Here is a 12228-nt window from a genome sequence, read left to right as displayed (position 1 = left end):
CTCCGCCGGCGACCGGCTGGACGCGGGCTCGACTGGGCGCGGCTCGACGAGGACGGAAGCGGAGAACACCGATGAGTACCGGATCGAGAGCGATGCGGCGGCTCAGCGCCCGACTCGTGGAGCACTTACGCCCGCCCCTGTGCGGCGAGGACGTCGTCCCCGCGATCGGCGAGGCCCTGACGCTGGTGCGGGGCAGGCCGGTCCAGCTGCGCGCGGCCGCCTTCCCGCCGGCGACCGCCAGCGGTGTGTGGGTGGACCGCACCGGCCAGGACCTGATCGTCTACGAGGAGAACACCGACCCCGAACACCAGCTCGTGATCATCGGCCACGAGGCCTGGCACATGTTCCAGGACCACGGCGGCGACAGCACCGGCCACGGCCCCGCCGCGTCCCGCGCCGCGGACAGCCGGGCGGCAAGGTCCGCCGAATGGGCGGCAGCCCTCTCCGAAGTCCTCGGCGCCGCAGCACCCGGCACGCCCATGGACGCCGCGCTCCACTTCGCCGCCCGCACCGACGACCAGGAGGTGCGGGAGGAGGTCGAAGCGGAGCGCTTCGGCTTCCGGTTCGCCACGGACGTGCGGGCCGCCCTGGCGGAGGCCCACGCGACCGGCGACCCGCACACCGGGCGCATCCAGGCCTCCATGGCACACCGGTTCCGCCGGATCTGACCCGTCCGACGCGGGTCGACCGCAGTGCCCGCACCGAGGAGAGAAGCGCCAAGGTGACATCCGGACCGAGCAGTCTCGGCTTCTACGTGTGCGGGCTCATGCTGCTGCTGGTGTGCGCCATGAAGATCCCCGCGCTGGCCCGCAGACGCCACGACACCCTGTTACGCGCGGCCTGCCTGCTGCTCTTCTCCGCGGGCTGCCTGATGATCCTCGCCGCCCCGGAGTCCATCGAGGGACTGAACCGGCTGACGGGCGTCCCCAACTTCGCCGCTCCCGTGGTCTACGTGACGACGACCGCGTTCTCCGGCGCCAGCCTGCTGCTGATCATCAACTGGCGGCCGGCTCCCCCGGAGCGGACCCGGCGGCTGTCCCGGCTGTGCGTGACCGCCTACAGCCTGACCGTCCTCGCCATCGCCGTCCTGTTCCGGGCCGGCAGCGCCCCGGTGGAGCAGCCCGCGCTGTTCGACGCGCACTACGCCACCACGCCGTACATCCGGGAGATGATCGTCCTCTACCTGGTGGCCCAGACGGTGGCCATGGCGGCCGCGAGCACCCTGTGCTGGCGCTGGTCCGCGAGGGTGCACGGCTCGCTCCGCGCGGGCCTGCGCATCCTGGCGCCCGCCTACCTGATCATCGTGTGCTACGACGTCATGCGACTGGTCGCGGTGGTGGCCCGGTGGACGGGGCACCGGCTGGACTTCCTCGTGGACCGGGTCTCCCCGCTGCTCGCCGCCCCCGCCTGCGTCCTCGGCGCCCTCGGCTTCGCCGTACCGCTGGCCGGCCCGCACGTCGTCGAGACCGCCCGGGTCGTACGGCAGCTGCGGCAGCTCGCACCGCTGTGGCGGGCCCTGCGGGACGTCCCCACACCGGGCGCAATCCGCGCCTCGCTGCCGTGGTGGCGCACCCCGCCGGCCGTGCTCCTGACCGGACGCAGGACGGCCCTCTACGACGCCATCCTCGCGCTGAGCCCCTACTGCGACGCCGACGTCCGCGAGGCGGCCTACCGCGCGGCGGTCCGTGACGGCGACGCGTCCGACGCGGCGGTCACCGCCGACGCGGCCATGATCCTCGTCGCCCGCGAGCGCCAACGCGCCCTGAAAGACCAGCCGTTGGACGTCGGTCACGGCGCGGTGTGGCGCCCACAGGACCTGGTGCCGATATCCAGGGCGCTCGCCTCGTCCGTCGTCCACGACCTCCTTCACCACCACGTGCCTCCGCAGAAAGCAGCCCATCATGAGTGAAACGCCGCCCCACCGTCCCGTCCACGCTGTCGTCGTCGGAGGCAGCATCGCCGGGATGCTCGCCGCGGCGGCCGTCAAGGAGCACGTCGACACCGTCGAGATCATCGAGGCCCACGAACTCCCCGAAGGCCCCGAGCCGCGCACCGGCGTTCCCCAGGCCGCCCACATCCACTTCCTGCAGACCGGCGGCGTCGAGGCGTTCGAGACCCTGCTGCCGGGCAGTGTCGACGCGCTGCTCGCCGCGGGCGCCCACCGCATACCGGTGACCACCGACATGCTCATCTACTCGCCCGAGGGCTGGTACCGCCGCTGGCGGCGGGCCACCCACCACCTGATCACCGCGAGCCGGGACCTGACCGACTCCGTCGTCCGGGCGCTGGTCCTCAAGGACCACCGGGTCGGCGCGCGCACGCACACCAGGGCCGTCGGGCTCCTCGGCGACCGCCACCGCGTCACGGGCGTGCGGGTCCGCGGCGCCGACGGCACGGAGACGGACATCCGCGCCGACCTGGTCGTCGACGCCTCCGGCCGGGGCTCCCGCATGCCCGAATGGCTCACCGGCCTCGGCATCACCGGGCTCACCCAGGACCACATCGACTCCGGGCTCGTCTACGCCAGCCGCTTCTACCGCGCCCCCGTGCCCACCCAGGGCTGGCCCGTCGTCGGCGTCCAGGCCGACCCGAGCCTGCCCCGGCCCGGCAACGCCGGCGGCATCCTGCCGATCGAGGGGGAGCGCTGGCACGTCAGCCTCATGGGCGCGCCCGGCGGCCATCCCACCCGGGACGCCGACGCCTTCGAACCCTTCGCCCGCACCCTGCGTCATCCGATCATGGCGGACCTCCTCCGGCACGCCGAACCGCTCTCCGACGTGACGGTCACCCACAGCACCGCCAACCGGCGCCGCTACTACGAACGGCTCACCGTGTGGCCGGAGGGCCTGGTGGCGCTCGGGGACTCCGTCGCGGCCTTCAACCCCCTCTACGGGCAGGGCATGTCGGCGGCGGCACAAGGCGCCGTCGCCCTCAGGGACGCCCTCTCGAACGGACCGGCCCCCGGCGTCGCCCGCCGCGCCCAGCGCGCCATCGCCCGCCGCGTGGACACCGCGTGGGCGCTCTCGGTGGGCCAGGACATCCACTTCCCCACGACCACCGGCAAGCGCCCGAACGTCGCCGACCGGCTGCTGCACCGCTACGTCAGCCGCCTGTCCCGCACCGCGACGGGCTCGTTCCACGCGGCCACGGCCCTGACGGACGTCCTGGCCCTCCAGGCCACGCCTCCCTCACTCGTCCGCCCCGGAGCCCTGCTGTCAGCCCTTGTCGGTCCTTTGCGGCCGACGCTCACGGAGCCGCAGTTCACGGCTGCCGAACGCCGGCTCCTGGAGAGCCTCACCAGCTGAACCCACGCGCCCCTGCCAGGCGGCCCACCGCGCCGCGGCCGACTTCCACCAGACGGTCATCTCGCTCGCCGGCAACGAGCTGCTGAGCGAACTCGAGGGCGTGCTGCGCAGCCGGCTGCGCTGGCTCCTCGGGCGGCACGACGACCTGCTGGGCATCGCCGAGGAACACGAGGCGCTCTACCAGGCCATCGCGCAGCGGGACGTGTCCCGCGTCGAGTCCCTGGTCCTGCACCACCTGGCGACGAGCCGCGCCGCGGTGCAGGGCCACTTCAGGCAGGACAGCACCTGAGGCCGCGCCCGCAGCCGCCGGCCGGCGTCCGCGCCCGTCAGCCGGCCGGCAGCCAGTGCCGCTCCGTCGTCCAGCCGAGCAGCCGCCGCCCCCGCCCCCCGTCCGCCGTGCCGTCCGCGTCGAAGGCGCCGCCCTCGGCGACCCGGCGCAGGCCGTGCAGGGCCGGTGCCAGGCGGGTGGCGACGTGGGACGGGTGGCGGGCCGTCTCCTCGTCCAGCCACGCGAGGGTGGCGCGCTGCTCGGCCGGTGCGCACAGGGACAGGTGGAAGAGCATCTGGCGCCAGGCGTACGCGGTGTCCTTGACGGTGGCCAGCGGGCGCGGGTGGTTGTGGATGCGGGCGGTCAGGCGGCAGACCGTGGTGAAGGAGTGGCGGGGCAGCGCCGGCCAGCCGGGCTCCGGGGTGATGCCGGCCCGGGACACCAGTGTGGCCAGGTTGTGCGTGGTCAGGATCTGCGCCTGCTCGATGGTCCTGCCGTTGGCCGCCGCCGACCAGGACGGGCCGACGGTCGTACCCGCCCGCTCGGCGCAGAGCCGCGCGAACCCCGGGGACGTGCGGGCGCCGCGCCCACGGCTCGGGGCCGAGCCCGTCTCGGCGATCGCCAGGTCGCGGATCGCGCGGTAGTCGATGCCGTAGTAGCGCTCGTAGAGCGTGCCGGTGAGCAGTTCGGCCGCGATCCGTGCCGCCGTGAGGAACTTCGGGCTGAACGTGCCCATGAAGATGTCCGCGGCCAGCTCCTCCACGAACGGGGCGTCCAGGTCCGCCTGGCGGCCGAGCACGCCGAGCTCACGGACGAGCGGGTTGGGCAGGATCGTGCCCGGGAAGGCCCGCACCGCCAGTTCGCCGAGCTGCCGCAGCACGGTCAGCGCGGACGTGCCGGCGGCGGCGTCCTCGCGGTGCCCGGCCACCGCCCGTACCCAGGGCAGCTCCTCCACCCGCACCTGACGTTCCAGGTCGAGCAGGAGCAGGGAGCGGCGGTTGCGGAAGGCCCGGTAGGCGGCGGCCATCAGCGTGCGCAGCGGCTCGTCGCGGTACGCCTGCGCGGTGGTCGCGGCGACCAGCTGCGGCACCAGCTCGGCCAGGACCTCGGCGGACGGGACGACACCCCGGTCCACCAGGGTGCCGACGGGCGCGCTCAGCGCCGCCTCCACCGGCCGCCGGATCGCCGGCGGCAGGACGGCCCCGGCCGGCAGGCGGGTCTCCCGGCTCTCCTCCTCCGTCACCGGGGCGAGCACCGGCTCCGGGTCCGGGACGCCGGTGTCCTGGGGCAGCGCGGCCAGCCGGCCCACCACGAGCCGGGCCAGCGCGTGGTAGGAGGGGAGCGCCGCCTGCCGTGCCTGCCGGTCGCGCAGTGCCGTGTGCGGGGCGGAGCCGGGCAGGCCGCGCCGCCGCACCATGCCCGTCACCGCCTGCCGCAGCAGACCCAGCCGGCGCGGGTCCAGCGGCCGTCCGGCGACCGTCTCCTCCAGTGCGCCGCGCAGGATGCCCAGGTTCTCCTTGGGGTTGCGGTGCTTTCCGCACAGGTCGTGCTTCGCGGCCAGCCGCCGGTAGCGGTCGAGCAGGGCCGCGCCGCGCGCCGGCCAGGCGGCGTCCGGGGTGCGCGCGAGCACCCGGCCGTCGTCGTCGGCCGTCTCCAGCCAGTGCGCGAGCAGTTCGTCGCCGAACGGCGCCCATACGGTGAGCGCCTCGCGCTCGGTCTCGACGGCCTCGCTGGGCCGCCGCCGTCGCAGGGTGCCGGCGGCGTCGGAGGCGGTCCTGCGGTGCACCGCCTCGGCGTCCCTCGGAGCGGGCCGCTCCGTCGGCCGGGGCAGGAAACGCAACTCCCCGGCGAACGGCCCCAGTTCCGCCAGCAGGTCCAGCGCGTCGGCCGCCTCCCCGTGGCGCACCAGCCAGGCGGCGGTGAGCAGCGCGGCCTCCTCGGGGACCGTCACCTCGTACCGGCCGTCGTCCAGCAGTTCCCACAGCCAGTGGAGACCGGCCTCGGTGAGGCAGTGGTCGAACAGCGCCCGCCGGTCGGCCGGCACCCCGAACCGCCGGGCGAGTTCCCTCTCGTACGGCTGCAGGGGGCCGCCGGCGCTCGGCGCTCCGGTGGCGAAGCCGCCGCGCACCACCTCGGGGGTCACCCAGACCGGGAAGCCGCGCACCGGGGTGCGGGAGCCGATCCTCAGCCGGCCGTCGGCCATCCCGGCGAGCACGGCACGCCAGCGCTGCCCGCGTGCCGACGCCCGGTCCCGGGTCGCGGCGTCCTCGTGGGTCAGCGCGGTCACGAAGGCCCTGGCCAGCTGGGCGTGGGCGTAGGACGCGGACACGGTGAGAGGCTGCTGCTCAGCGTTGTCGTTCATAAGCCGGCGTGGCAGGTTCCGCCCCTGCGCCCTCCGGGTAGGAAGCCCGGTGCTCTGCTGCTGAGCTACACGCCGTCGGTCGCCGACCCTAGACGCCGGGTGCGGGCTCGATCAAACGTTTTCCGCACGCCGCGAACGTTCGCCGGTACCGCACGAGTTGTCTCACGCCTCCGCCAGCCTGCGCCGCGCGTCGGCGAGGAAGCCTTCCAGGGCGATGTCGAAGCCCCGGTCCGCGCGGTGCCCGCCGACGGCCGCCAGGGCCTCGGCCAGCCGGGGGGTCGCGGTGTCGTCGGCGACCTCCCACATGGTCTCGGGGGCGGCGAGGTCGAGGGCCGAGCCGAGGACCACGTTCTCCAGGGCGGTGACGACCGGCATGACCTCGGGCAGGGGGAAGCCCGCCGCCAGCAGCAGCGCGACCGCGCGCTCGTACTGCGCGAGGACGCGGGGCGCGCGGACCGGTGAGGCCATCAGCAGCGGGATGGCGCGCGGGTGGGCCGCGAAGGCCGCCCGGTAGGAGCGCGCCCAGGCGGCCAGCGCCCGGTCCCAGGGGCGCTCGTCGAGGGTCCCCGGGTCGATGCCCTCCGCCACCCGTTCGCGCAGCAGCTCGACGATGCCGTCCCGGCCGTCCACATGGTGGTACACCGAGCCCGTCTGCACACCGAGCCGGCGGGCGATCTGGGGGACGCTGAACTCGCCCTGCTCGTCGACGAGTTCGAGTGCGGTGGTGGTGATGCGCTCCCGGTCGAGCAGGGGCGTGCGCGGCCGTCCCATGGCGTGTGTCCCCCTCAAGGGTCTTCCCGGCTGTCCGAGGATGAGGCTACATTGCGAAAACCGAAAGCCTTTAGGTTTACCGGCGCCGGACACCCCGCATGCCCGTCCCCACGTCCCTCACGCAGCCAGAAGGGCCCTCGCCCGTGCCCGTCACCAGCTCCACCGGCCAGAGCCACACCGCCCCGGCCCTGCGCTCCGGCTCCCTCGGCACCGCCGACATCGCCTTCTTCGTCGTCTCCGCCGCCGCCCCGCTCACCGTCATGGCAGGCGTCGCCCCACTGGCGATCCTGCTCGGCGGGATCGGCGCCCCGGTCGGCTATCTGCTCGCCGGGATCACCCTCGCCGTCTTCGCCGTCGGCTTCACCACCATGAGCCGCCACGTCCGAGGCGGCGGCGCCTTCTACGCGTACATCACCCGCGGGCTCGGCCGCGGTGTCGGCATGGGCGCAGCCCTGCTCGCCCTGATCGGCTACAACGGCATGGAGATCGGCGTCTACGGCCTCCTCGGCACCGCCACCCAGGACACCGTGCACGCCCTGACCGGCGCCGACATCCCCTGGCTGCCCGTGTCGCTCGCCGGGCTGCTGCTCATCGGGTACGGCGGCTACCGGTCCATCGACTTCGGCGCCAAGCTCCTCGGCGTCCTGCTCGTCGCCGAGACCGGCATCCTGGTCCTGCTCGCCGGGGGAGTCCTCGTGAAGGGCGGCGCCGACGGCCTGTCCCTCGCCTCGTTCGCGCCCGGCAACGTGTTCGTGCCCGGCCTGGCCGTGGTGCTCGCCTTCGCGTTCGCCGCGTTCACCGGCTTCGAGTCCACCGTCATCTACCGCCGTGAGGCCCGGGACCCCGCGCGGACCGTGCCGCGCGCCACCTACGCCGCCGTCGGCTTCCTCGGCCTCTTCTACGCGTTCGTGGTCTGGATCGCGATCCAGGCGTTCGGCGACGCGGAGGTCGTCGCCGCCGCCGGCGACGACCCGGCCGGGCTGTTCTTCACCGCCATCACCACCTACGTCGGCGCCTGGGCGGCCGACCTGATGCACATCCTCATCGTCACCAGCGTCCTGGCCTCCCTGCTCGCCTTCCACAACGCCATCAACCGCTACGGCCTCGCCCTCGCCGAGGAAGGGGTGCTCCCCAAGGCGCTGGCCCGGGTCCACCCGCGCCACGGCTCGCCCTACGTCGCGGGCCTCGCCCAGACCGTCCTCGGCGCCGTCGTCGTCCTCGCCTTCGCGCTGGCCGGAGCCGACCCGTACGGGCAACTGCTGCTGTGGGTCAACACGCCCGGGATGCTCGGCCTGATGGCGCTGCAACTGCTCGCCGCGCTGGCCGTGCCGCTGTACTTCCGGCGCGTGAGCCACCGGGAGGGTGCCCTGCGGACCGTGGTCGCGCCGGTCGTGGCCGCGCTGCTGCTCGCCGCCGCCATCGCCCTCGTCGTCGCCCACCTGGACCAGTTCACCGGCGCCTCCCCGACGGTGAACACCGTGCTCGTCGCCCTCGTCCCCGCCGTCTTCCTCGCCGGACTCGCTCTCGCCCAAGCCCTGCGCCGGCGCCGGCCCGAGGTCTACGAGCGCTTCGCCGCCGAGCCGGACGCGGACCCGGCCCTCGAACCCGACGCTCACGGCGTCCCCGAACCGGCCGCCCGCCGCGCGGACTGACCCCCCGGCACCCGCACACCCGCCCCACTCCGTACGACAAGGAGCCCGCATGCCCTCCGCCGACCTCGTCCTCACCGGCGCCCGAGTCCGCACCCTCGACCCCGAACGGCCGTACGCCGACGCGGTCGCCGTGCGCGACGGGCGGATCGCCGCCGTCGGGGACCACGCCTACGTACGCGACTGGCGGGGACCGGGCACCGAGGTCATCGACCTGGGCGGCGCCTGCCTCGTGCCCGGCCTGGTGGACGGCCACAGCCACCCCGTGTGGGGCCTGGACATGGCCACCGGGCTCGACCTGTCCACGGTCACCGACCTCGACGGCCTGCGCGCGGCGCTCGCCTCGGCGGAGCGGACCGACGGCTGGGTGGTGGGCTTCGGCCTGGACCACAACGTGTTCGGCGGACGCCCCGTCGACCGCGCCCTGATCAAGGACGTACTGCCCGGCACCCCGGCCTTCCTGCGGCTGTACGACGGACACTCCGCCCTCGTCACCGGGGCAGCGCTGAACGCGGCGGGCGTGACCGGCCCCCGGACGTTCGCCCAGCGCTCCCACCTCGCCGTCGACGCCGACGGCCGGCTGACCGGGCACCTCGTGGAGCACGCCGCGATGGACCTGGTCACCGCCGTCATGCCCCGCCCGTCGTACGCCGAACGGCGCGCCCGCCTCGTCGAGTTGCTGTCCGCCATGGCGGCCACCGGACTCACCGGCGCCCATGTCATGGACCTCGGCGACCCGGAGCTCGTCGGCGCCGTGGCGGAGGAGACCGTGCTCCCGCTGCGGCTGCGCTTCGCCCCCTGGTGCATGCCGGGCGCCGACCGGGACGACCTGGACGAACTGGTCGCCGCCCAGAGCCTCGGCGGGCGGCACTGGCGGGTCGGCGGGGTGAAGTTCTTCATGGACGGCACCGTCGAGGGCGGCACCGCCTGGCTGGAGCACCCGGACTGCCACGGCCAGGGCACCGAGGCGTTCTGGCCCGACCCGGCCGCGTACAGCGACGCCGTCGGATTCCTGCACCGCGCCGGAGTGCGCACCGCGACCCACGCCATCGGGGACGCGGCCGTACGCCACGTCCTCGACACCGTCGAGGCGCTCGGACCGGACGCGCGGCTCACGCACCGCGTCGAGCACATCGAGTCGGTGCCCGACGACACCATCGGCCGGTTCGCGCGGCTCGGCGTCATCGCCTCCATGCAGCCCCCGCACACCGGCTACACCCGGGCCGACCGCTCCGACGAGTGGTCCCTGCGGCTGGGCGAGACGCGTGCCGGGCGGGCCTGGCGGCTGCGGGACCTGCGGGACGCGGGCGCGGTCGTCGCGCTCGGCTCGGACTGGCCGATCGCCCACCACGACGCCCGCGCGGTGCTGGCGACGGCACGGGCACCCCGCGGAGCGGCCTCCGCGCGGGCGGGTCTCACCGGCCTCCAGGCCCTGGAGGGCTGCACCACCCACGCGGCCCTCGCCGCCGGTGAGCAGGCCGTCGCCGGACGGATCGCCGTGGGCTTCCGCGCCGACCTGACCGCCTTCGCCCTCGACCCGGTGCAGGCCCCGGCGGACGAGGTCGCCGAGGCCCCGGTGCGGCTCACCGTGACCGGGGGGCATGTGGTGCACCGGGACATGTGACCTCAGGGCACCGGCAGCCGGACCGTGAACTCCGTGTGGCCCGGTTCGCTCGCCACCTCGATCGTGCCGCCGTGCGCCCGTACCAGGGAGCGGGCCACCGACAGGCCGAGGCCGCTGCCGCCCCGGTCGCGGCTGCGGGCCTTGTCCACGCGGTAGAAGCGGTCGAAGACCCGCTCCCGGTCGGCGGCGGGAATGCCGGGCCCCGCGTCGGTGACCCGGACCAGGGCCGCCCCGGCCGTGACGGAGACCGCCACGCACACGTCGGTCCCGGCCGGGGTGTGCACGGCCGCGTTGGTGAGCAGGTTGTCCAGCACCTGCCGGACGCGCTGCGGGTCGAGCCGCAGCGGCACCGGCCCGCCCGGCGTCCGCACGGTCAGCGGACGGTCCGGGTGACCCGCCCGGAACGCGTCGGCGGCCTGCTCCACCAGCTCCACCAGGTCCGCCTCCGCCATCCTGAGCGGTGTCTCCACCTCGGCCGCGTCGAGCCGGGCGAGCAGCAGCAGGTCGTCCAGCAGCACGCCCATCCGGGCGGCCTCCGCGCGCAGCCGCGCCAGGTGCCGCTCGCGTTCCCCCGGCTCGTTGGCGGCCGCGTACTGGAACAGGTCCGCGTAACCCCGCACCGACATCAGCGGGGTGCGCAGCTCGTGCGAGGCGTCCGCGACGAACCGGCGCAGCCGCTGCTCCGCCTCCGCCCGCACCGCGAGCGAGTCGTCTATGTGCTCCAGCATGGTGTTGAACGCGGTGCGCAGTTCCTCCACCTCCGGCCCGCCGCCCGCCCGCGGGGCGCGCAGCGGCAACCGGGCCGCCGACTCGCTCAGATCGTGCGAGGCGATGCCGTGCGCGGTGCGCGCCATGTCGCTGAGCGGCTTCAGGCCGCGCCGCAGCATCCGCCGCCCGAACACCACCAGCGCCAGCAGGGCCAGCGCGAACGCGACGACCTGCACGGTGATCAGCTGCCGTACGGTGTCGTCGATGTCCTGCGTGGGGGCCGCGCTGACCAGCACCACCCCGGGTTCGACCTCGCAGCCGCGCAGCTGGAAGACGCCCTCGCCGTCGATCCTCGCGGTCCGGGCGAGGGGGTCGGCGCCGGTGCGGGCCATCGTCTCGGCGAGGTCGGCGAACGCGCTGGTGTCGGCGGGGACGTCGGAGGGCCGGCGCAGCCTCGCGTCGCCGCCCGTCACGTCGTACACCGCGGTGTACCAGCCGTAGTACGGCTTGCGCCGCACGATGCCGTGCTCCGCGGCGTCCTTGGACTGCACGGTCTGCACCAGCCGCATCTGGTCGACGAGCTGCCGCTCCAGGTAGTCCCGCATGTACGCGGTCAGGGCGGTGCCGACCACGGCGAACGCCACCAGCGACAGCGCTCCCAGGCCCAGCGCCAGCCGGGTGCCGAGCCGCATCCCGCGGCGGGCCCGCCGCATCCGGGCGAGCAGGCGCCTCGCACGTCTCACTCGGCGGCCTGCCGGATCACGTACCCGAAGCCGCGCACGGTGTGGATCAGCGGCCCGCCGCCGGCCTCGTCCAGCTTGCGGCGCAGCCTGCTGACGACCAGCTCCACCACGTTGGAGCGGCCGCCGAAGCCGTACTCCCACACGTGGTCGAGGATCTGCGCCTTGGTGAGCACGGTCGGCGACTTGCGCATCAGATAGCGCAGCACCTCGTACTCGGTCGGAGTGAGCGTCAGCAGGGCGTCGCCGCGCCGCACCTGCCGGGTGTCCTCGTCCATCGTCAGGTCCCCGACGCGCAGCACCGACCGCTGCAACCCGGGCCCGGTGCTGCGCCGCAGCACGGTGCGCAGCCGGGCCATCAGCTCCTCCACCGCGAACGGCTTCACCAGGTAGTCGTCGCCGCCCCGGGTCAGCCCCGCCACCCGGTCGGCGACGCCGTCCCGGGCGGTGAGGAACACCACCGGCACCATCGTGCCCGAGCGGCGCAGCCGGTCCAGGACGCCGAAGCCGTCCAGGTCGGGGAGCATCAGGTCGAGCACCACGATGTCCGGGCGGAACTCGGCCGCCCGGCGCAGCGCCTGCTCGCCGGTGTTCGCGGTGACGGCGTCCCAGCCCTCGTAGCGGGCGACCGTGGCGACGAGGTCGGCGATGGGCGGATCGTCGTCCACGACGAGCAGTCGTACTTTCTCCACCCGTTCATAGTGCGTGACGCGCCCGGCCCCACCGGGCCGGTGTCCGGCGCGGGCACGGATCGATACCCACTTGAAAGTTGTACGACAGGAAATCGACAGGTCGGGACGG

Annotated in this window: 10 protein-coding genes and 1 tRNA gene; 6 read left to right on the top strand and 5 right to left on the bottom strand. The window is 74.6% G+C overall.

All coding sequences use genetic code 11. The features are described from left to right. Positions 1-71: 71 nt before the first annotated feature. The 4 genes from AMK31_RS05255 to AMK31_RS05240 are packed head-to-tail and all read left to right on the top strand — an operon-like array spanning position 72 to position 3594. Complete coding sequence (locus AMK31_RS05255; protein WP_143204206.1) at positions 72-668, top strand: toxin-antitoxin system, toxin component; 597 nt, start codon at positions 72-74, stop codon at positions 666-668. Positions 669-721: 53 nt separating this feature from the next. After that, complete coding sequence (locus tag AMK31_RS05250) at positions 722-1909, top strand: MAB_1171c family putative transporter (protein WP_079186698.1); 1188 nt, start codon at positions 722-724, stop codon at positions 1907-1909. Further along, on the top strand, positions 1902-3305 hold the full coding sequence (locus AMK31_RS05245; protein ID WP_073939185.1) for an FAD-dependent oxidoreductase: 1404 nt from the start codon (positions 1902-1904) through the stop codon (positions 3303-3305). Before AMK31_RS05250 ends, AMK31_RS05245 begins: the two co-directional genes overlap by 8 nt. Next, positions 3223-3594 (top strand): FCD domain-containing protein, encoded by a 372-nt coding sequence (locus AMK31_RS05240; protein ID WP_079186697.1) that lies wholly within the window; start codon positions 3223-3225, stop codon positions 3592-3594. The genes AMK31_RS05245 and AMK31_RS05240 overlap by 83 nt, the downstream gene beginning before the upstream one ends. Positions 3595-3631: 37 nt before the next feature. On the opposite strand, the gene AMK31_RS05235 is transcribed toward AMK31_RS05240, so the two are convergent. The 3 genes from AMK31_RS05235 to AMK31_RS05225 form a co-directional block, all read right to left on the bottom strand. Continuing rightward, positions 3632-5935 carry a hypothetical protein gene (locus AMK31_RS05235; protein WP_073939184.1) on the bottom strand — a complete coding sequence of 768 codons (2304 nt, stop codon included), beginning with the start codon at positions 5933-5935 and terminating at the stop codon, positions 3632-3634. 3 nt (positions 5936-5938) lie between these two features. Then, positions 5939-6010 (bottom strand) — tRNA-Gly (locus AMK31_RS05230). 87 nt (positions 6011-6097) lie between these two features. Beyond that, entirely contained in the window at positions 6098-6706 is a 609-nt protein-coding gene (locus tag AMK31_RS05225) for a TetR/AcrR family transcriptional regulator (protein ID WP_073939183.1), read from the bottom strand. Between the two features lie 98 nt (positions 6707-6804). Between AMK31_RS05225 and AMK31_RS05220 the strand changes: the two genes are divergently transcribed. Together AMK31_RS05220 and AMK31_RS05215 are read left to right on the top strand one after the other, a co-directional pair. Next, positions 6805-8358: an APC family permease gene (locus tag AMK31_RS05220; protein WP_079186696.1), complete on the top strand. Its 1554-nt coding sequence runs from the start codon at positions 6805-6807 to the stop codon at positions 8356-8358. A gap of 49 nt (positions 8359-8407) precedes the next feature. Next, complete coding sequence (locus tag AMK31_RS05215) at positions 8408-9979, top strand: amidohydrolase (protein ID WP_073939181.1); 1572 nt, start codon at positions 8408-8410, stop codon at positions 9977-9979. 2 nt (positions 9980-9981) lie between these two features. On the opposite strand, the gene AMK31_RS05210 is transcribed toward AMK31_RS05215, so the two are convergent. Further along, positions 9982-11400 carry a sensor histidine kinase gene (locus AMK31_RS05210; RefSeq protein ID WP_385310937.1) on the bottom strand — a complete coding sequence of 473 codons (1419 nt, stop codon included), beginning with the start codon at positions 11398-11400 and terminating at the stop codon, positions 9982-9984. A 26-nt stretch (positions 11401-11426) separates the two neighbouring features. Continuing rightward, positions 11427-12119 carry a response regulator transcription factor gene (locus AMK31_RS05205; protein WP_073939180.1) on the bottom strand — a complete coding sequence of 231 codons (693 nt, stop codon included), beginning with the start codon at positions 12117-12119 and terminating at the stop codon, positions 11427-11429. Positions 12120-12228: the final 109 nt, after the last annotated feature.

Source organism: Streptomyces sp. TSRI0107 (genome assembly GCF_001905845.1).
Lineage (GTDB): Bacteria > Actinomycetota > Actinomycetes > Streptomycetales > Streptomycetaceae > Streptomyces.
The sequence above is the reverse complement of the archived record's forward strand: the minus strand, read 5'-3'. Positions and strand labels throughout refer to the sequence as shown.

What these genes read in the sequence shown, in the direction of transcription:
- AMK31_RS05235 (WP_073939184.1), bottom strand. Translation starts at nt 5,935, where the DNA reads ATGAACGACAACGCTGAGCAGCAGCCTCTCACCGTGTCCGCGTCCTAC.
- AMK31_RS05210 (WP_385310937.1), bottom strand. Translation starts at nt 11,400, where the DNA reads ATGCGGCGGGCCCGCCGCGGGATGCGGCTCGGCACCCGGCTGGCGCTG.
- AMK31_RS05220 (WP_079186696.1), top strand. Translation starts at nt 6,805, where the DNA reads ATGCCCGTCCCCACGTCCCTCACGCAGCCAGAAGGGCCCTCGCCCGTG.
- AMK31_RS05215 (WP_073939181.1), top strand. Translation starts at nt 8,408, where the DNA reads ATGCCCTCCGCCGACCTCGTCCTCACCGGCGCCCGAGTCCGCACCCTC.
- AMK31_RS05225 (WP_073939183.1), bottom strand. Translation starts at nt 6,706, where the DNA reads ATGGGACGGCCGCGCACGCCCCTGCTCGACCGGGAGCGCATCACCACC.
- AMK31_RS05245 (WP_073939185.1), top strand. Translation starts at nt 1,902, where the DNA reads ATGAGTGAAACGCCGCCCCACCGTCCCGTCCACGCTGTCGTCGTCGGA.
- AMK31_RS05255 (WP_143204206.1), top strand. Translation starts at nt 72, where the DNA reads ATGAGTACCGGATCGAGAGCGATGCGGCGGCTCAGCGCCCGACTCGTG.